The organism is Gordonia sp. OPL2, assembly GCF_003797825.1.
Classification (GTDB): Bacteria; Actinomycetota; Actinomycetes; order Mycobacteriales; family Mycobacteriaceae; genus Gordonia.
The window spans coordinates 1-20,054 of the sequence record NZ_RKME01000029.1 but is presented as its reverse complement, the minus strand read 5'-3'; the positions used below and the strand labels follow the sequence as shown (position 1 = coordinate 20,054).

General features: G+C 67.3%; 18 protein-coding genes. 16 read left to right on the top strand and 2 right to left on the bottom strand.

The window, feature by feature from the left end:
• Nucleotides 1-106: 106 nt before the first annotated feature.
• The 8 genes from EEB19_RS21635 (at nucleotide 107) to EEB19_RS21600 (ending at nucleotide 9,216) form a co-directional block, all read left to right on the top strand.
• On the top strand, nucleotides 107-943 hold the full coding sequence (locus tag EEB19_RS21635) for an urea amidolyase associated protein UAAP1 (RefSeq protein WP_187589381.1): 837 nt from the start codon (nucleotides 107-109) through the stop codon (nucleotides 941-943).
• A gap of 24 nt (nucleotides 944-967) precedes the next feature.
• Nucleotides 968-1,660, top strand: coding sequence for an urea amidolyase associated protein UAAP2 (locus tag EEB19_RS21630; RefSeq protein ID WP_187589380.1), 693 nt, complete (start codon nucleotides 968-970; stop codon nucleotides 1,658-1,660).
• Nucleotides 1,661-1,712: 52 nt separating this feature from the next.
• A complete protein-coding gene (locus EEB19_RS21625; RefSeq protein WP_187589379.1) occupies nucleotides 1,713-3,761 on the top strand; it encodes a 5-oxoprolinase/urea amidolyase family protein in 2,049 nt (682 codons plus the stop codon).
• Nucleotides 3,758-5,419 (top strand): allophanate hydrolase, encoded by a 1,662-nt coding sequence (gene atzF, locus EEB19_RS21620; protein ID WP_187589378.1) that lies wholly within the window; start codon nucleotides 3,758-3,760, stop codon nucleotides 5,417-5,419. Before EEB19_RS21625 ends, atzF begins: the two co-directional genes overlap by 4 nt.
• Nucleotides 5,420-5,548: 129 nt before the next feature.
• Nucleotides 5,549-7,276 (top strand): hypothetical protein, encoded by a 1,728-nt coding sequence (locus EEB19_RS21615; protein WP_262365843.1) that lies wholly within the window; start codon nucleotides 5,549-5,551, stop codon nucleotides 7,274-7,276.
• Between the two features lie 202 nt (nucleotides 7,277-7,478).
• A complete protein-coding gene (locus tag EEB19_RS21610) occupies nucleotides 7,479-7,673 on the top strand; it encodes a hypothetical protein (RefSeq protein ID WP_187589377.1) in 195 nt (64 codons plus the stop codon).
• Nucleotides 7,674-7,774: 101 nt separating this feature from the next.
• Nucleotides 7,775-8,671 carry a DUF3558 family protein gene (locus EEB19_RS21605; RefSeq protein ID WP_187589376.1) on the top strand — a complete coding sequence of 299 codons (897 nt, stop codon included), beginning with the start codon at nucleotides 7,775-7,777 and terminating at the stop codon, nucleotides 8,669-8,671.
• The gene (locus EEB19_RS21600; protein WP_187589375.1) at nucleotides 8,668-9,216 is read left to right on the top strand and encodes a DUF3558 domain-containing protein; all 549 of its coding nucleotides are present in this window, start codon (nucleotides 8,668-8,670) and stop codon (nucleotides 9,214-9,216) included. Before EEB19_RS21605 ends, EEB19_RS21600 begins: the two co-directional genes overlap by 4 nt.
• A gap of 79 nt (nucleotides 9,217-9,295) precedes the next feature.
• On the opposite strand, the gene EEB19_RS21595 is transcribed toward EEB19_RS21600, so the two are convergent.
• On the bottom strand, nucleotides 9,296-10,123 hold the full coding sequence (locus tag EEB19_RS21595) for an acyl-[acyl-carrier-protein] thioesterase (protein ID WP_262365842.1): 828 nt from the start codon (nucleotides 10,121-10,123) through the stop codon (nucleotides 9,296-9,298).
• Between the two features lie 99 nt (nucleotides 10,124-10,222).
• Here EEB19_RS21595 and EEB19_RS21590 point away from each other — a divergent pair, with 99 nt between their 5' ends.
• From EEB19_RS21590 to EEB19_RS21570, 5 genes are all read left to right on the top strand, one after another.
• Complete coding sequence (locus EEB19_RS21590; RefSeq protein WP_187589373.1) at nucleotides 10,223-11,902, top strand: FAD-dependent oxidoreductase; 1,680 nt, start codon at nucleotides 10,223-10,225, stop codon at nucleotides 11,900-11,902.
• Between the two features lie 2 nt (nucleotides 11,903-11,904).
• Nucleotides 11,905-13,179, top strand: coding sequence for a glycosyltransferase family 4 protein (locus EEB19_RS21585; RefSeq protein WP_187589372.1), 1,275 nt, complete (start codon nucleotides 11,905-11,907; stop codon nucleotides 13,177-13,179).
• A 35-nt stretch (nucleotides 13,180-13,214) separates the two neighbouring features.
• Nucleotides 13,215-13,973 (top strand): class I SAM-dependent methyltransferase, encoded by a 759-nt coding sequence (locus EEB19_RS21580; RefSeq protein ID WP_187589371.1) that lies wholly within the window; start codon nucleotides 13,215-13,217, stop codon nucleotides 13,971-13,973.
• On the top strand, nucleotides 13,970-15,007 hold the full coding sequence (locus EEB19_RS21575; protein ID WP_187589370.1) for a prenyltransferase: 1,038 nt from the start codon (nucleotides 13,970-13,972) through the stop codon (nucleotides 15,005-15,007). The genes EEB19_RS21580 and EEB19_RS21575 overlap by 4 nt, the downstream gene beginning before the upstream one ends.
• Before the next feature lie 76 nt (nucleotides 15,008-15,083).
• Nucleotides 15,084-15,941 (top strand): LLM class F420-dependent oxidoreductase, encoded by an 858-nt coding sequence (locus EEB19_RS21570; RefSeq protein ID WP_187589369.1) that lies wholly within the window; start codon nucleotides 15,084-15,086, stop codon nucleotides 15,939-15,941.
• Between the two features lie 280 nt (nucleotides 15,942-16,221).
• Here the strand turns inward: EEB19_RS21570 and EEB19_RS21565 are convergent, their stop codons facing one another.
• Nucleotides 16,222-16,833, bottom strand: a complete 612-nt coding sequence (locus tag EEB19_RS21565) for a TetR/AcrR family transcriptional regulator (protein WP_187589368.1) — start codon at nucleotides 16,831-16,833, stop codon at nucleotides 16,222-16,224.
• Between the two features lie 123 nt (nucleotides 16,834-16,956).
• On the opposite strand from EEB19_RS21565, the gene EEB19_RS21560 reads away from it, so the two are divergent.
• The 3 genes from EEB19_RS21560 to EEB19_RS21550 are packed head-to-tail and all read left to right on the top strand — an operon-like array spanning nucleotide 16,957 to nucleotide 20,047.
• Nucleotides 16,957-18,345, top strand: coding sequence for an NAD(P)/FAD-dependent oxidoreductase (locus EEB19_RS21560; protein WP_187589367.1), 1,389 nt, complete (start codon nucleotides 16,957-16,959; stop codon nucleotides 18,343-18,345).
• Nucleotides 18,342-19,292, top strand: a complete 951-nt coding sequence (locus tag EEB19_RS21555) for an alpha/beta hydrolase (RefSeq protein WP_187589366.1) — start codon at nucleotides 18,342-18,344, stop codon at nucleotides 19,290-19,292. Before EEB19_RS21560 ends, EEB19_RS21555 begins: the two co-directional genes overlap by 4 nt.
• Entirely contained in the window at nucleotides 19,289-20,047 is a 759-nt protein-coding gene (locus EEB19_RS21550; protein WP_187589365.1) for an SDR family NAD(P)-dependent oxidoreductase, read from the top strand. The genes EEB19_RS21555 and EEB19_RS21550 overlap by 4 nt, the downstream gene beginning before the upstream one ends.
• The last annotated feature ends 7 nt before the right edge of the window (nucleotides 20,048-20,054 follow it).

The following is a 20,054-nucleotide window of genomic DNA, read 5'->3' as shown; positions in this document are numbered from 1 at the left end:
GGTCCCTGAGTAGCGGGGCTGCGAGATTCCGGTCCCTGAGGAGCGAGCGCAGCGAGCGTCTCGAAGGGCCGACCACAAACCCATCCTCACAAGGAGTTTCACCATCATGACCACCACCGCGAACACCGCAGGCGCGCGCGAGCATGCGCGGGCCCAGGCGGGCACCATCACCGACTCGATGCCCGTCGTACCCGCGACCCGCTGGCCAAATTCGCCGGCCGGGATCGATGCCGCCGCACTCACCTGGGCCGAAACCGTTCCCGGCGGCCGGTACGCCGTCAAGGTGCTGGCCCGCGGAACGCGTCTGCGTCTGCGCGACATCACCGGGACGGCCTGTGCACACCTGATGCTCTGGCGCGCCGACGCCTCGTGGGAGCGACTCAACGTCGCCGACACCGTGAAGGTGCCGTGGCAGGCGTATCTCGGTGAGGGACATCCGCTTCTGAGCGATCAGGGTCGTGTCCTGGCGACCGTCGTCGCCGACGACTCGGGACATCACGATGCCCTGTGCGGGACCACCACGCTCGCCGGAAATGTGGCCAAGTACGGTCACGGACAGGTCCATTCGGACTCTCCGGCCGGTCGCGAGATGTTGACGCTCGCGGCGGCCAAACACGGACTGACGCCCACCGACGTCGCGCCGTCGGTCTCCTTCTTCCACGGTGTCGTCGTCGAGGCGGACGGCACCCTCACCTCCAAGGGATCTGCCGGCCTCGACAAGTCGGTCGAGCTGATCCTGCACCTGCCGTGCATCGTGGCCATCGCCAATACGGCACACCCGCTCGATCCGTCACCGACATTCGACACCGGCCCGCTCGAGGTCCTCGCCTGGCGGGCGCCCGCCGACCTCGACACCCTGATCCGCGATGCGGGCGACCGCGATCCCGAATACCAACGCGCCGTGGCGAACAGCGAGGACGCGTTCGGCGCCGCCGCACTCTGACGAGTGTTCCGACAAGGAGAAGCCATGAGCACCATCACCACCGACCAGCCCAGCCGGATCACCCTCGAGACGGCCCCCGCCGACGAACTCGCCCTCGTTCCCGGCACCGTCGTCGTCGACGAGATCGTCGGCGATCGCGCCCCGTGGTCGGGCGTCGTCGAGACGGGCGACGTGCTGACGATCGTCGATCTCTACGGCAACCAGGCCGTCGACACCCTCTTCTACGGCGCCGGCGATCACACCATCCGCTACTCGGCCCAGGCCACGATCGCGGCCCAGGGGACCATCTTCCTCACCACCGGTTCGGTCATCCGCGACCAGGAGTCGGTGCCGATGATGACCATCGTCGGCGACGAGGTCGGCAACCACGACACCCTCGGTGGCGCATGCTCGCAGGAGTCGAACACCCTGCGATACGGACACCACACGAAACACCAGCACGCGTGTGTCGAGAACTTCCTCATCGGCGGAGCCCGACACGGAATCGGCAAGCGCGACATCGTCGGCAACGTCAACTTCTTCATGAACGTCCCCGTCGACCCCGACGGATCACTCGGCATCGTCGACGGCTTGTCCGCGCCGGGGAAGCGTCTGGCCCTGCGCGCGGAGATGGACACCCTCGTGCTCATCTCGAACTGCCCGCAGATCAACAACCCCTGCAACGGATTCGACCCGACCGCCGTGCGGGTCATCGTCACCCGGCCGGCCGCGTCCTAGCCGCACCCGCCGCCACCCGCCGCACCTGATCACTACGAGGAGCTCTCGATCCATGGCCACCATCACCGTCCTCCGCGCGGGGCCGCTCACGACCATCCAGGACTGGCCGGGCCGCGTCGGCTACTGGAAAGTCGGTGTCCCGCCGTCCGGACCGATGGACGACCTGTCCTTTCGCCTGGCGAACGCGGCGGTGGGCAACCCGGCCGAGGCGGCGGGTCTCGAGGCGACCATGATCGGACCGTCGCTCCGGTTCGACGAAGCTACCGTCGTGGCGGTGACCGGAGCGCCCGCGACGGTCACGATCGCGGGACGGCAGGTCTCGCAATGGGTTCCACATCCGGTCGAGGCCGGAGACGTCCTCGACGTCGGCGCGGCCACCGACCTCGGGATGCGGATCTACGTGGCTGTCGCCGGTGGCATCGACGCCGACGATCTCCTGGGCAGCAAGTCGACCTTCACCATGGGGCGCTTCGGCGGTCACCACGGGCGCAAGCTCGCCGACGGAGACCAGATCGCGAAGGAGGGCCTACCCGCCGGAGTGACGCGTCGAATCCTGACCGACGAGCAACCCGCGTTCACCCATTCGTGGCAACTCGGTGTGACCATCGGTCCGCACAGCGCCCCCGAGTTCTTCACCGAGGAGGACATCGAGGATCTGCTCGCCACCGACTACGAGGTGCACTTCAATTCCGATCGCACCGGAATCCGCTTGATCGGGCCCCAGCCGCGGTGGGCGAGGGGCGACGGTGGGGAAGCCGGGCTGCATCCGTCGAACATCCACGACAACGCATACTCGGTCGGCGCACTCGACTTCACCGGCGACACACCGATCCTGCTCGGACCCGACGGACCGAGCCTCGGGGGCTTCGTCTGCCCGGTCACCTCGACCACGGCCGAACGATGGAAGTTGGGCCAGCTGAAGCCCGGCGACACCGTCCGCTTCGTCCCGGTGCGCAGCGAGCAGGCGGCCTCGCCGGCGGAGACCGGGCTGGCCCGGCGTGCCTGTCGGGTCGACGTGTTGTCGACCGGCGGGAACGCCGACCACGGGATACTCGGTCGTACCACGACCGCCGACGGCACGACCGAGGTCACCTACCGACGCAGCGGCGACGACAACATCCTCGTCGAATACGGCGACATGCGACTCGATCTCGCGCTGCGGGCGCGCGTACACGCCCTGAGTGAGCGGATCGACGCCGAACGACCGGCCGGTCTCATCGACCTCACCCCCGGAATACGGTCGCTGCAGGTCAAGGCCGACCCCGACGTGTGGTCGCAGCAGACGATGCTCGGCTGGCTCACCGAGTGCGAGAGTCAGCTCCCGGCGGCGGAGGACCTGGTCGTGCCGAGCCGGACCGTCAGTCTGCCGCTGTCGTGGGACGATCCGGCGACCCGCGAGGCCATCGAGCGCTACATGCTCGGAGTGAGGTCCGACGCACCCTGGTGCCCGTGGAACATCGAGTTCATCCGGCGGATGAACGGGCTGGGATCGGTCGACGACGTCCACCGCATCGTGTTCGACGCGAATTACCTCGTGCTCGGCCTCGGCGACGTGTATCTCGGTGCACCGGTGGCTGTTCCGCTCGACCCCCGTCATCGGCTCGTCACCACCAAGTACAACCCGGCGCGGACCTGGACACCGGAGAACGCGGTCGGCATCGGCGGTGCGTACATGTGCATCTACGGGATGGAAGGGCCGGGCGGGTATCAGTTCGTCGGCCGTACCACCCAGGTGTGGAATCACCGTCATCCCTTGCCCGCACCGGGTTTCGACCCGGAGCACCCGTGGCTGCTCCGCTTCTTCGACCAGATCCGGTGGTATCCGGTCAGCGCCGAGGAACTGCTGGACATGCGTGCCGACGTCGCCGCCGGACGCGGGGACAGTGTCCGGATCACCGACGGCAGCTTCTCGCTCGCCGAACATCAACGGTTCCTCGACGCCAACGCCGACGACATCGCCGCGGCCCGTACGTCGATGGAGCAGGCGCGCGCCGAAGAGCGCGAACGGTGGTCGCGGTCAGGAGAGTTCGCGGCCACCGTTCACTTGGGTGACGACATGGGGGCCGACGATCAGATGGTGGAGCAAGGGAGAGTCGCATGAGCAGGATCGCCGAGATCTACCAGCGGATCGCCGAGGCCGATCGGCCGGAGGTGTTCATCACGCTGCGGCCACAGGCCGACGTCGAGGAAGACCATCGCGAGTCACTCGCCGCGGCGGGCCCACTCGCTGGGGTGGTGCTCGCGGTCAAGGACAACGTCGACGTCGCGGGCCTGTCCACCACAGCCGCATGCCCGGGGTACGCCCGGATGGCCGAGCGCGATGCGGCGGCGGTCGTCGCGTTGCGGGCCGCCGGAGCCGTCGTGATCGGCAAGACCAATCTCGACCAGTTCGCGACCGGCCTCGTCGGCACCCGCAGTCCGTATGGGGCGGTCCGTGATTCACGTCGACCCGATCGCATCTCGGGTGGCTCCAGCTCCGGTTCCGCGGTCGCGGTCGCACTCGGCTTCGCCGACATCGCGATCGGCACCGACACCGCGGGATCGGGCCGGATACCCGCCGGACTGCAGGGGATCGTCGGGATCAAACCCACACTCGGCGTCGTCTCGACCGACGGCGTCGTGCCCGCCTGCGCGAGCTACGACGCGGTCACGATCTTCGCCGGAACCCTCGAACTGGCCGATCGCGCCATGGCTGCGATGGCTGCCGCGCGTGGTCCCCGACCGTTCGGTTCCGACGCCGCGCTCGCCGCCCCGGAGCAGCCGACGATCGCGATTCCCGCCGAACTGCCCGAACTCGACCCCGACTGGCGTGCAGCCTTCGACGCCGCGGTCGCCCACGCGGAGGCGGCCGGACTACGGATCAAACCGATCGATCTCTCGGCATTCCTCGCGGCCGCGAGACTGCTCTACGACGACGCGCTGGTCGCCGAGCGGTACGACGCCGTCGGACATCATGTCGACGGCTTCGGTTCCGGCTCGGGACTCGACCCGGTGGTGTCCACGATCATCCGCAGCGCAGGCGATGTCACCGCGGTCGAGCTCTTGCGGGCGCGGCGACGGCTGTCGGAGCTACGGGCGGAGGCGATGGCCGAGCTGGGCGACGCGGACGCGCTGCTCGTCCCGACGGCCCCGTTCCATCCGCGTCTCGCCGACGTGGCGGCGGATCCTGTGGGGGTCAATTCCCGCATGGGCACCTACACGAACTTCTGTAATCTGTTCGATCTGAGTGCGGTGGCGATCCCCGCCGGCGAGATCGACGAATCCGATGGCACGCGTGCACAATTCGGTGTCACGCTGTTGGGTCGAGCGCACGACGACGCGGCGCTGGTGGATCTCGCCCGACGATTCGCCGGGCAGGTGGAGTCGTCGCCCGCGGCGTGGCCCGAGATCGCCGGGGCCCCGACGGTCGAGCTCGCGGTGTTCGGAGCGCACATGCGGGGAGGTCCGCTCACCCACGAACTCTCCGACCGCGGAGCCCGGTGGGTGGGCGAGGTGGCGACCACCGCGAACTACCGACTCGTGGCACTCGACACCACCCCGCCGAAGCCGGGACTCGTGCGGGACCCGGCGTCGGGAGGAGTCGTCGAGGGGGAGTCGTGGCGGCTGTCGCCGCAAGCGCTCGGCGAGTTCCTCGCGGCGCTCCCGTCGCCGATGATGCTCGGTCGTGTCGAACTCTCCGACGGCCGGTGGGTGGTCGGCTTCGGCTGTGCGGCCGACGCTGCCGAGCGCGGCGAGCGTCTCGACCGAACACGGTGGTGAGGGGCGTTCACGTCTGGACAACTGTCCCGCGATTCGACTTTGTTGACCATTTCTTTGAAATCGCACACACCGGCTCGGCGCCGTGATTCAATGAGCGCGCTTGATCGGGTGGACAGGGGAGTGGGACACATGACCGACTTGGGGCGCAACGCAATTCGGCGATCACGGAAGGATGAGCGGCGCCGGAATCGCAAGCGGAAGCGCGCCGGCGTCGCGGTGGGTGTCGCCGCCATGGCCACCGTCGCCGCCGTCGGGGCGGGCCAGGCGATAGGGCCGGGACAGGCGCAGGCCGCTCCGACGATCGACGACGTGATCTCCGACGTCGTCTCCGGCGCACTCGGCGGCAGCGACGGTCTGGATCAGCTGGGAGATCTGAAAGACGGTCTGATGGCCGTCGTCAACGGCGGTGGCTCGAACATCGCCGAGCAATGGCGAATCCAGTTGTGCGGCTCCGGAGGTGAGAACGGCGGCGCCGATTGCACACGGTCCACCGGGGTCGGCCTGGCGATCGTGGCTCCTGGCCGGATCGAGCTCGTACCCACCGGCCTGTGGCCCGCCGCCTCAGGGGTCTACAACTTTCTCGATTCGATCGACATCCTCAATGTCATCCCGCCCCTGGTGAATCCGGAACAGCCCACCGGAAACGCCGCCATCATCGGCAGCGGATTCCAGTTCGCCTTCGCCACCACCGGCGGAAACGCCACCGCCGTCTCGTATCTCCCGGTCAGCCTCGCCACCGCAGGTGCCAGTGATGGCCGGACGGCCTACGCGTTCGCGCTGGTCGGCATGGCCAACGCGTGGACCACCGATGAGGTCACCACCTCCCTCGTCGGGATCGAGCTGCCGATCAGCTTGCCCGGCATCGAGCACGTCAGTTGTTACGGAGGCCTCACCGGCGCGTATGCCGAGGGTGTCGGTGCGTGCGCAAATGTGCTGGGCACGTTCGACTTCCGGTGGAAGGCGCCCAACAACGAGGTGCAGTTCGGTCTGACCGACCCGACGGGGATACTCTTCGATCCGGAGACGGTACTCGGGAACGTGATCACCGCGGTGATCACCAACGTCACCGGGGACGGAGATCTGCCGATCACCCTCAGCAAGGACTTCGGCCGCCTCAGCTTCGGCGGCGACTACGAACTCGGCAGCGGGAACTTCGTGCGCTGGACGAGCGACTATGGCACGCAGGCGCCGACGACCGTCGAATGGCTCGGGCAGAAGGTCACCTTCAACCCGTGGGTGACCGTCAACGGGGTGCAGAGGCCGAATCACATCGGTGCCCCGGTGATCGAGTTCGGTGCACTCGACACCGGCGAGATCGTCCCGGTCATCCATTTCCCGGACGTGGAACTGCCTTTCGGCCTACCGGGCCCGAGCGCGGCATCGGCGACCAATTCGACGACGACTCTCCGCGCCGCGTCGACCGTTCCCGAGATCTCAGACCCCGCCGCCGCGACGACCGACGCCCCGTCGTCGTACATCCCCGACGCGGCCGCCGGTGACACGACCTCCGGTGACACGACCTCCGACAGCGCGACCGACTCCGCCGGATACGTCGGCAAGCACCGTGCCACCGAGTCGGCGGTGGAGTACATGGGCAAGCACCGCAGCGCAGACTCCGATGGGGCAACGGAGGACGCGGCGGGCTCGACGGACAGCAGCGCGACGGACAGCAGCGCGACGGACAGCAGCTCGACGGACAGCAGCTCCGGCGACAGCGGAAGTAGTGCCACGGGCTCTGACACCGGCGGCGGTGACGCCGGCTCGTCGACCACCGACAGCTCCGAATCGGGCTCGGGCGCCGACGCGTCGGACTCGACGTCGTCTGGTTCCTCGTCCTCGGAGTCCGGTACCGACTGACCTCACCGAACCGCGCCCCGCGTGACGCCGCTCCCACCTCGCGTCGCGCGGGGCGCTTCCCTTCCCCGACCGAGGACGCAGTTCGCTGCAGACATAGCCAATATCGTCGCCCACCGACGGTTTCCGCTACGTCTGCGAGCCGGGCAGTGGGGGTTCCTTGGCTACAGTGGAATCACAACTCGCCTCGGCCAAGGAGGAAGTCATGGCGGTCGATCCGGCCAAACGTCAAGCGGTCACCGATGTCGTCCGGCAGCATCCCGGGATGAGTCTCGTCGCGGTGTCGCCCGGCATCGTCGTGTTCGGACTGCTGTGGTGGCTCACGAACCCCTTCCTGGCGATCGTCTTCGGGATCGTCGCGGTCGCCGGCGGGTATTACCTGCTGACCCGCAGGAGCTGACACGACCTACAGTGGGCACCGAACGAGTCCGGAGGGAGACCGCATGGTGGTGGCTGGGCGCCGGGAGGCCCGGTGCGTGACGGACCGGATCGGCTTCTGACGTGGCCACTCGCGTCGACAGCTGGATCTGGGCGATCCGGCTCACCAAGACCCGATCCGCAGCCGGCGCAGCCTGCCGCGGGGGACACGTCCGCGTCAACGGTGTGACCGCCAAACCCGCGCAACCGGTGTCTGTCGGCGACGAGGTGCGCGTGCGTCTGCACGGTGCCGAACGGGTCGTCGAGGTCACCAAGCTGATCAGCAAGCGGGTGTCCGCGCCGGCCGCCGCCGAGTGCTACATCGACAACAGTCCGCCACCGCTACCCACAGAGGTCCGCGCGAGTCAGCCGCGGCGCGACCCCGGCGCAGGTCGTCCGACGAAGCGTGAACGCCGCGACCTCGACCGTCTGCGGATGCGCAGCGGATTCCTCGTCGCCCTGATCGCCGTGCTCGGTCTGGTGCTCGCCGGTTGCTCCTCCGACGACTCCGACGACCCCGGTGCACCCAAGACCCCGGAGGCACCGGGAAACGCGGGTGCAGGTCCGTTCTTCGGCGCGTGCGGTGGGCTGAGTACCGACGAGGTCATCCGGATCACCAAGTTCGCCGGCCTCTCCAACACGGTGAACAACGCGTCGGTGTGTGAGTGGGACGGCAGCAACGACCGCACCGGACCGGTGGCCTCCTTCAACTGGTACCGCGGCTCACCGATCGGACGTGAACGCGCCACCGAGCAACTGTCACGCGAGTCGACGAAGGACATCGACATCAACGGGCACCAGGGATTCATCGCCTCCGACGTGGGGATCTGTGAGATCGGCATCGCGTTCGGTGCCGACTTCTTCGAATGGTCGGTCAGCGCCGGGACGCAGGCCCTGATGGGGGAGCAGCCGCCGCCGACCGAGCAGATCTGCGATGCCACCCGCGAACTGTCGCGGTTGTCGATCGAGCGTGCGTCATGAGGCGGACACTCTCGCTCGTCGCAGTCCTCATCATGCTCGTCGGCCTCGGGTCGGCCTGTGCCCGGAGCGTCGACGGCGAACCGGTCGCGGTCGGTGCCGCCGACAACGAGCAGGAGGGCCACGTCGACACCGACCAGTTCGACAAGCTCCTGCTCGAGTGCGAAGTGCTCTCGCCGGCGAAGATCGCCGAGGTGGTCGGGGGACAGGTCGCGCGCGGCACCTTCAACGGCGCGATCTGCCGGTGGATCGTCGAGGGCTCGGTGACGGCGAGCGTCACGTTCAACTGGTTCGAATGGGGTAACCCGACGGCCGAGAAGGACACCGCGAAGAAACTCGGTTACGACACCGAGAACATCAAGGTCGCCAGCCAGGCGGCGTTCACCCAGCGCGACCCCAAACGGCCCGCGGTGTGCGGCGTGACCGCCCGGGCGCCGAGTCGCGGGGTCTACACCTGGTGGGTCGAGCCGCGCACCAGCGCCGTGCCCGCCGATCCGTGCGCCGCTCCGACCAAACTCATGGAGTTGTTGCTCAGCGGAGGTCAGTGAGGCCCCGGCCGCGGAGCGCACAGTCGTCACAAGCCGGATCGCCTGCACTGACCTCGGGCGGCAGCAGAATGCGGCCCGGTCAGGTCGGCAGCTTCGACACCGACACCGTCGCCGCGACGACCTGGTCGCCGGCGTCATCGGGGATGAGCATCCACACCAGGAGACGGTCGGCCTCGCGCACCCTGCGCAGGGTGATCGACACGCCGGGCACGATCGGCCTGAGGTACTCGATGACCGCGCGATGCGGTCCCTCGACGAGATCCGGCTGATCGATCAATTCATCCTCGATCGCTTCCAGATAGGCCGCGTTGTTGAGGTGTTTGAACGGGTCGAAGTCGGTGCTGCGCAGCACGTGCTGGCGGTCGGGCAGTTCGACCGACGACGCGTCGGGCGCCTTGTCGGGGTTCATCGACCTCCACCGCAGCCGATGTTCGTCGGTCATCTGCGACAACATGTCGAGCATGCCGTCGGTGATGCGCGACGGCATCCCCTGATCGTTGACGTTGATCCAGAACGCCTCGGTCTCGATCAGACCCGGCTCGCGCTCATCCGGGTTGAAGCGGTTGGTCTCGTGGTCGGCGGTGAGCCGCACCCGCATGTTGGTCCAGCGCGTCGACAGCGCACCGCACCAGCGCTGTGCGGTCACCCCCGCCGGCCACGAGAACGGCCGGATCACGTCGATCACCGTCCGCCGGACGATCCAGAACGGATCGCTCGCCCCGTAGTCGGTCGCCTCGATGTTGTCGTTGGCGATGTCCTGCAGATAGCGCGCGACCGCATCGAGTCGCACGCGCATCTGCTGATCGACGTCGCCGGTGCGCACGCGATACGCGGCTTCGAAGTATCGCGCTCCGTCCTTGCGATCCTGCAATGGTTCGACATCCGTCCCACTGGGTGAGGCGCTCACTCGGTCCCTACTTTCGGCCGCCGGTATCTTTGCAGTTAAGATACTCAGGACGGAAAAACTAGAACACGTTCCACGTGTCGAATCCCAAGGAAACAGCAGATGGCGCATGTGATCACCAGACCATGTTGCAACGATGCCAGTTGCGTCAGCGTGTGTCCGGTCAACTGCATACATCCCACTCCGGACGAGCCGGAGTTCTTCACGGCGGAGATGCTGTTCATCGATCCGGAGACCTGTATCGACTGCGGTGCCTGCATCGACGAGTGCCCCGTCGAGGCGATCCTTCCCGACGATCAGCTCGAAGAACGCGACGAGCCCTATCTGCAGATCAACGCGGACTACTACAAGGATCACGATGTCGAGGGCGGGCTCGTGCCGCCGAAGAAGGCGCCGCAGCTCCCGGAGGGCGAACTGCACGTGGCGGTCATCGGCGCCGGACCGGCCGCGTTCTACGCGGCCGAGGAACTGGTTCGCAAACAGCAGGTCAAGGTCGACATGTTCGACCGGCTGCCGACGCCCTACGGACTCGTGCGCGCCGGCGTGGCCCCCGATCACGCCCCGACGAAGGGCGTGGAGAAGACCTTCGCGTCGACGGCGGCCAAGCGGAACTTCTCGTACTTCCTGAACGTCGAGGTCGGCAAGCACATCACGCATGCCGAACTCATCGACCGGTACCACGCGGTGATCTACGCCGTGGGTGCCGCGACGGACAAACGCCTGGGCATCGAAGGTGAGGATCTGGCCGGGTCGATCCCGGCCACCGAGTTCGTGGCCTGGTACAACGGCCATCCCGATTACGCCGACCTCGAGGTCGACCTCTCGGGCGAGCGCGCGGTGGTGATCGGCAACGGCAACGTCGCACTCGACGTCGCCCGCATCCTCGTCAGCGATCCGGACGAGCTTGCCAAGACCGACATCGCCGACCACGCGCTCGCAGCGCTCCGCGAGTCCAACGTCACCGAGGTCGTACTGCTGGCCCGGCGCGGTGTCGCACAGGCGGCCTACACCAACAGTGAGTTCCTCGCGCTCGGTGACGTCGACGGCGTCGACGTCGTGATCGATCCGGAGGAACTCGCTCTCGACCCGGCCACGGAGTCGGCTCTCGACGACGACACCCTCGATTCCACGATCGCCACCAAGATCCGGCTCGCCCGCGAGTTCGCCGAACGCCCGACCACCGACGGGAACCGCCGCATCGTCTTCCGCTTCTTGGTGTCACCCGTGGAGGCCACCGGCGACGGCGCCATCGAACGACTCACGGTCGTGCGCAACGCCTATGCCGACGGCACCGAACGTGTCGCGGTGACCCCGACGGACGAGCGCTTCGACCTCGAGACAGGACTGGTCCTGCGGGCGATCGGTTACCGTGGTGTGCCGGTCATCGATCTGCCGTTCGACGCGGTCAAAGGCGTCGTGCCGAACACCGACGGGCGGGTGCAGGCCTCGGCCGACGGTGACGTGGTCGCTGGACTGTATGTGACGGGATGGATCAAACGGGGTGCGACGGGGGGAATCGGGATGAACCGGATATGTGGACAGCAGACCGCCGAGGCGGTGCTGAGGGATCACGTCGACGGAGTCCTCGCGGCGCCACAGACGAGCCGTGACGACGTCGCCGACCTCGTCGCCGACCGGGGTGCTCGGCGGATCGATCTCGATGGCTGGAAGGCGATCGACGCGGCGGAGAAGTCTGCAGGCAAGAGCGATGGTCGACGACGGGTCAAGTTCGTCTCGATCACCGAGTTCGAGACCGCGGCCGGCATGGAACCGGTGCAATAGGGATGCGCGTCGCACTGCTGTCCTATCGCAGCAAGCCGCACTGTGGCGGCCAGGGGGTCTACGTCCGGCATCTGTCGCGCGAACTCGCGTTGCTCGGACACGAGGTCGAGATCTTCTCCGGCCAGCCCTATCCCGAACTCGACCAGGTTGCCGTCGACGCAGGGGTCAAGCTCACCAAGGTGCCGAGCATGGCGCTCTACGACGAGCCGGATCCGTTCCGCACACCGCGGCCGGGCGAGTACCGCGACTGGATCGACCTCCTCGAGGTCGGGTCGATGTGGACCGCGAGTTTCGGTGAGCCGCTGACCTTCAGCCTGCGGGTCGCACGAATCCTCAAGGAACGCCGAGACGATTTCGACATCGTCCATGACAACCAGTGTCTCGGTTATGGATTGCTCGACATCCAGAAGGCGGGCTTTCCGCTCATCGCGACCATCCATCACCCGATCACCCGGGACCGGACGCTGGCGGTGAAGGCGGCCAAGGGATGGCGCAAGATCACGGCGTGGCGTTGGCATTCGTTCTTGCGCATGCAGGGCCGGGTGTCGCGCCGCATCCCCGAGCTGCTCACCGTGTCACGCAGCAGCGAGGTCGACATCCGCAAGGCATTCGACATCCCTTCCGGCCGGATCACCACGATCCCGCTGGGCGTCGACACCGAGGTGTTCCGCCCCGGTGTGGAGCGTGTGCCCGGTCGGATCGTGTGTGTGGCCAGCGCCGACGCACCGCTCAAAGGTGTGTCGTACCTGCTCGAGGCGGTGGCCAAGCTCAGCGCCGAGCGACCGGTGGAGCTGGTGCTCGTCTCCAAGCTCGATCCGAACGGTCCGTCGGCGGCGATGATCGAGGACCTGGCCATCGGCGACAAGGTCCGCGTGGTGTCCGGTCTCGAGGACGAGGAGATGGCCGAGCTGCTCGCGTCGGCCGAGGTCGCCTGTGTCCCATCGCTGTACGAGGGTTTCTCGCTTCCCGCCGTGGAGGCGATGAGCTGTGCGACGCCGCTGGTCGCCACGCGCGCCGGGGCGATCCCCGAGGTGGTCGGGACCGGCGAGGAGGCGGCTGTGCTCGTCCCGCCGAGCGACTCGGGGAAGCTGGCCCAGGCGATTGGACGATTGCTCGATGACGAAGACCTGCGTCGCCGTCTCGGCGACGGTGGCCGTCGGCGGGTCGAGGACCGCTACAGCTGGGCGGCCGTCGCGGCGACGACCGCGGCCCACTACGAGACCGTGCTCGAACGGGTGGCGCGCGATGCGGCCCCGTCCGAGCCGGCGACTCGCTGATCTCGGCAGTACAGGATGAACGAAGGGAAGATCACGTGCTGACAGTGGATTTCGACCGCCTGGGGGTGGGTCCGCAGACCAAGGCGATCGACATCGGGGCGGGACAGGGCAGGCACTCGTTCGAGATGTTCCGTCGAGGCGCGGACGTCATCGCCTTCGATCAGTCCGAGAAGGACATGGGCGAGGTCGCCGAGATGTTCGACGCGATGATGGCCGAGGGGCATGTTCCCGCCGCCGCGAAGGCACGGGCCGAGGTCGGTGACGCCCTTCGTCTTCCGTACGCCGACAACAGTTTCGACGTCGTGCTCATGTCCGAGATCCTCGAGCACATCCCGAGCGACGAGGCTGCGATCGCCGAGATGGTCCGGATTCTGAAGCCCGGGGGCGTCGCCGCCGTCACCGTCCCGCGGTACTGGCCGGAGAAGGTCTGCTGGGCTCTGTCGGACGAGTACCACGAGGTCGAGGGCGGTCACGTCCGCATCTACAAGGCCTCGGAGCTGGCCGGAAAACTCACCACCGCCGGTCTCGAGGTCACCGGAACCGATCACGCCCATGCTCTCCACGCGCCGTACTGGTGGCTCAAGTGTGCTGTGGGAGTGGAGAACAACGACAACGTCCTGGTGAAGGGCTACCACCAGTTGTTGGTGTGGGACATGATGAGCAAGCCCGCGCTCACCCGCGTGGGCGAGCAGGTGCTCAATCCGTTCATCGGCAAGTCGGTCGCACTGTATCTGCGTAAGCCCGCCGCTGACACACGGCCCGAGCGCTCCGCTTCCGGCGCCGACGCGCCGTGATACCGACTCCCGCGATCGCGGGAGTCCTGACCGCACAGCAGGTCGACGCCACCGGCGCGGCCATCGCTGCGATGCAGGAGGATTCGGGGGCGCTGCCCTGGTTCCCGGGTGGCCAGACCGACCCGTGGGATCACGTGGAGTCGGCGATGGCCCTGTCGGTCACCGGCCGGTTCGCCGAGGCGGAGGCCGCCTACGACTGGTCGCGGCGGCATCAGCGTGCGGATGGGTCGTGGCCCATCCGGATGCTCGTCGGGCGGGTCGAGGATCCGAACGTCGACAGCAACTTCTGTGCGTACATCGCCGTCGGCGTGTGGCATCACTTCCTGATCACCGGCGACGACGGGTTCCTGGAGCGTCTGTGGCCGACGGTGTGGTCGGCGATCGACCTCGTCGTGAAGTTCCAGCGACCCGACGGTGCCTTCCGGTGGGGTGGGGATCACCTCACCGGCGCGATGTTCGATCAGGCCCAGATCACCGGCAACGCAAGCATTTTCCAGGCCCTGGACTGTGCGATCCGGATCGCCGACATCGTCGGACAGCCCGAGGAGGACTGGATTCGGGCGCACGGTGCGCTCGGTGAGGCCCTTCGGGAGCGGCCGGAGATCTTCGAGCCGCCGTCCGATCACTCGATGGACTGGTATTACCCGATACTCGGGGGCGCGGTACGCGGTCGGGCCGGGCAAGAGGTCATCGCCGAGCGCTGGGACGAATTCGTCGTCGCGGGCAAGGGGATTCGTTGTGTCGATCACCGCCCGTGGGTGACCGGTGCCGAGACCTGCGAGCTCGCCCTCGCCGTGGACGCCCTCGGTGACACCGACGACGCGATCGCACTGGTGGATTCGATCCAGCACCTGCGTGACCCGGACGGATCGTATTGGACCGGGCTGGTGTTCTCCGACGGCAAGCGATGGCCGGTCGAGAAGAGCTGCTGGACGTCGGCCGCTGTCGTCCTGGCGGCTGACGCGATCAGTCGGTCCACTCCGGGCCACGGAATCTTCCGCGACGTCCGGCAATCCCTGGCCGTGGGCGGCTGAATCAACTAGACTGGTGTCCAGTCAGTCGTCCAGGGTTGTGGGCGACCCGTTTTCGCGATGCGGCGTTGGAGGGTTCATGGAGTTCGGAATCGTGCAGTTCACCAGCGATCGGGGGCTCAAGCCTCATGTCCTGGCGCCGCTGATCGAGGACGCCGGGTTCGCGTCGTACTTCGTGCCTGAACACGGCCACATCCCCACCCGCCGCGACGCTGCCCATCCGCAGACGGGGGATTCGTCGCTGCCCGACGATCGGTACATGCGCACGCTCGATCCGTGGACGTCGCTCGCCGCGGCGGCCGCGGTCACGGAACGGATCCGACTCGCGACCGCGGTTGCGCTACCGGTGCAGTCCGACCCGATCACCTTGGCCAAGACGCTGGCCACGCTCGATCACATCTCGGCGGGACGGGTCACGCTCGGCGTCGGATTCGGTTGGAATCTGGACGAATTGGCGGACCACAAGGTTCCGCCGAAGCGTCGTCGGACGATGCTCCGCGAGTACCTCGAGGCGATGCGCGCGTTGTGGACCGAGGAGGAGGCCGAGTACCACGGCGAGTTCGTCGATTTCGGCCCGAGCTGGGCGTGGCCGAAGTCGACGCAGTCCGCGATCCCCGTCCTCGTCGGCGCAGCCGGCAACGAGAAGAACTTCACATGGATCGCCCGCAGTGCCGACGGCTGGATCACGACTCCCGGCGAGGAGGACATCGAAGGGTCGGTGTCGCTGCTCAAGCAGATCTGGGCCGATGCCGGACGTGAAGGTTCGCCCGAGATCGTCGTCCTCGACTTCAAGCCCGTCGCCGAGAAACTCGACAAGTGGCGCGAGATCGGCGTGACCCAGGTGCTCTACGGCCTGCCCGACGACAGCGTCGAGCGGGCGAGCGGCTATCTCGCCAAACTGGCCGGCAAGCTCGGACTCGCACCTGCCGCGGTCTGAGCCCGGGAGACTCGCACCTTCGCCGACTGGGCGCTATCCCGGTCCCTGAGGAGCGAGCTTGCGAGCGTCACGAAGGGCCGCCGCTCACGGCGCCGGCCGGGTCCAGTTTCTCGTCGACCGGGTCCAGTTTCGCGTCGATCGTGTCCAGAATTTCACCGACTGTGCCCACGGCGGGATGCTTCGGTAGCGGGATGGCGGGCGGTGGGCACAGTCGGTGAAATTCTGGACCCGATCGACCTCCGTGCTGGTGGCGTCGGGGGGTCGGGCGAGTGCGCCGGGGTTACGGTTCAGCGCGCAACCCCGGCATCAGGTACCGCCGAATATGCCGCAACACGGCGAGCGGGTCATCCGGATCGATCGTCTCCGACGGCACCGTGCCGAGGCTGATCAGCACGCGTGCAACCCATTCCGCGACCTCGCCGAGGTCGTGGCCCGGATGGATCTCGCCGCGTCCGGCGGCCGCATCGACGTATGGACGCCAGAACAGGGCCAGATCGGGCACGAGTCCCGACACACCCGCGCCCGCACACGCCGCGAACTCGTCGGGTTCCTCCGTCCGCAGTCGCAGCAGGAGGGTGCCTGGATCGTCGTACGCGCCGCGTCCGATCCGCACTCCTGCCGCGATCTGACGATCGAAGCCGTCGATGGCTTCCAATTCACCCCGGGCGTCGTTCCAGAAGGCCTCGTTGAGTCGGACGATCGCCGCGCCGATGAGAGTCGACTTGTCCGGGAAGTGTCGATAGAGCCACGCGCGTGACACGCCGGCCGTTTCCGCGACCTCCTGCATTGTCGTCGAGCGGATGCCCTTGTCGGCGAGCAGCTTCTCCGTCGCGTCCAGGAGGCGGGCGCTGATGCCGGTCGTCGGTCGCTGATCCGCCGGTGCCTCACTCACGATCGAACCCTAGCAGTTCCGTAGACATATCCCGGATTCTGTTCACTTCCACGGCGAAATGCGGTAGACAGAATGCACAATCTGTCTACTTGCCCGGGGTGCGGGCCGTCTCCGTGAGGAATCATGAGCGCATATCTGCCGCGTACAGCGGTCATCGGGGCCGGGATCAGTGGCCTGACATCGGGCAAGATGCTCGCCGATTACGGCGTGCCGTACACGTGCTTCGAATCCTCGGACCGGATCGGCGGCAACTGGGCGTTCGGCAACCCCAACGGTCACAGCAGTGCCTATCGCTCGCTGCACATCGACACATCCAAACATCAACTGTCCTTCCGGGATTTCCCGATGCCGGAGGAGTACCCGGACTTCCCTCATCACACGCAGATCAAGTCGTATCTGGACTCCTACGCCGAGGCGTTCGGACTCCTCGACAACATCGAGTTCACCAACGGTGTCACCCATGCACGTCGCCTCGACGACGGCGGGTGGGAACTGGAGACCCAGCGCGGTGAACGCCGACTCTTCGATCTGCTCGTGGTCGCCAACGGACATCACTGGGATCCCCGATACCCGGACTTCCCGGGGCAGTTCGACGGCATCGAGATGCACGCGCATCACTACATCGACCCGAAGACCCCACATGACTTCTCGGGCAAGCGAATCCTCGTCGTCGGCCTGGGCAACAGTGCGGCCGACATCGCTGTCGAGCTGTCCTCGAAGTCGCTCGAGAACACACTGACGCTGTCGACGCGGTCCGGGGCGTGGATCGTGCCGAAATACTTCGCCGGCAAACCCGCCGACAAGTACTATCACACCTCGCCGTACATCCCGTTCTCGTGGCAGCGCAAGTTCATGCAGGTCATGCAGCCGATGACCGCCGGGCGCCCAGAGGATTTCGGGCTTCCGACCCCCAATCACAAGTTCTTCGAAGCACATCCGACCCAGTCGGTGGAGTTGCCGCTCCGGCTGGGGTCGGGGGATGTGCTGCCGAAACCGGACATCGAGCGTCTCGACGGCTCAACGGTTCATTTCGTGGACGGAACCTCGGGCGACTTCGACATCATCATCTACGCGACCGGGTACAACATCACGTTCCCGTTCTTCGACCCGGACTTCATCAGCGCGCCGGACAATCGCATCGACCTCTACAAGCGCATGTTCTACCCGGGAGTCGACGACCTGGTCTTCGCCGGCTTCGCCCAGGCGACGCCGACGCTGTTCCCGTTCGTCGAATGCCAGGCGCGGCTGATCGGCTCGTACGCCGTCGGCAGATACCGCCTGCCGTCGGAAGCGGAGATGCACGAGGTGATCGTGGCCGACCAGCAGTTCTTCACCGGGCACATGCTCGACCGCCCGCGACACACCCAACAGCTCGACCACTATCTGTACGAACACAACATCCGCACGAAGGAGATACCCGCGGGACGACGGCGCGCCGAATCGCACGGCGCACCCGCGTGGGCGCGCGTCGCCGACGTCACCGCGACGGCAGCAGCAGGAGGCCCGCGATGAACGCGGTACGACACGATCTGAGATTCACCTCGCACGGGACTGCGTGCGATGCCTGGTTCTTCCCCGGCGTCGACATATCGCCGTTCGACGGCCCGAGCGGGCGCCCCGTCGTCGTGATGGCGCACGGATTCGCCGGCACCAAGGATTCCGGCCTCGAGCCCTACGCGCGTCGATTCGCCGACGCCGGGCTCGCCGTGCTGGCGTTCGACTATCGAGGATTCGGATTGTCCGACGGCGAACCACGGCAACGGATCTCGATGTCCGGGCAGGCCGACGACTACCGCGCCGCCATCGATGCCGCCACGCAGCAGCCGGGCGTCGACGCGACTCGTGTGATCCTCTGGGGCATCTCACAGTCCGGAGGGCACAGCCTCATCGTCGGCGCCGACCGCGTCGACATCGCCGCGATCATCGCGATGGTGCCACTGGTCAACGGACTGTCCGCAGGCATCCACCACTACCCTCAGGTCGGAGCGGCGGCGATGGCACGCTCGACCGCCGTCGGCATCGGCAGCGCGATCGCGGGGCGGCTGGGACGTCCCCCGACTATGATGCCCGTCGTCGGACGGCCGGGAGAGAAGGCGGCACTGACATCGCCCGGTTTCTACGACGACTATCTCGCCATCGCGGGCCCGTCGTGGCGCAACGAGGTCGACGCGACCGTGGGTCTCGAACTGGGCAGCTTTCGCGCCGACAAGGACGCCGACCGTATCGATGCTCCGGTGCTGATGCAGATCGCCGACTTCGACCAAGGTGCGCCACCGCACGCGGCCGCGAAGGCGGGCTTCAAGGCGCGCGCCGAGGTCCGTCACTACCCGTGTGATCACTTCGACGTTTTCGAGGGCAAGGAGTGGTTCGAACCGGCTGTGGCACATCAACTGTCGTTCCTGAGGCGTCATCTGGTCGGCGAGCGTTCGGCCGCCTCGGTGGCCGGGGGTGTCCGGTGACGCGACGTGCTGTCGTCGTCGGCGGTGCGTCGGGCATCGGTCTGGCGACCGCTCGTGTGCTGGCCGCCGACGGTCATACGGTGACGATCGCCGACATCGACGGCGACAAGGCGCAGGCCATGGCCGTCGACATCGGTGGCGCCACGACGTCGGTCACGATGGACGTCACCGACGAGGAGTCGGTGGCAACAGGATTCGCCGACCTCGACGACCTGCACACGGTGGTGAGCTGCGCCGGCCTGACGATCCCGGGTGCGATCACCGACCTCGAACTCGATCAGTGGCGGACCACGATCGACGTCTGTCTGACAGGGACATTCCTGGTGCTCAAGTACGCGGGCCGACAGATCGTCGACGGCGGGGGCATCGTCGTGATCTCGTCGCTGAACGGTCGGCAGCCGGGAGCCGGGATGGGCGCCTACTGCGCGTCGAAGGCTGGGGTGACGATGCTGGTCGAGGTCGCCGCCCTGGAGCTGGCCCCGCGTCGCGTGCGGGTGAACGCGATCTCGCCCGGCGTCGTCGAGACCCCGCTCACCGAGGGGCTGGCCTTCGTCCCCGGCCTCACCGACGAGTACATCGAGAACACGCCGCTGGGTCGTGCCGGGCAACCCGAGGAGATCGCCGACATGGCAGCCTTTCTCGCCTCGGACAAGGCCGGATGGATCACCGGCGCCGCGTTCGACGTCAACGGTGGTGCGCACCTCCAGCGCTATCCGGATGTGCTCGGCAAGGTGCGCGCCATGATGGAGGCCTGACCGCCCC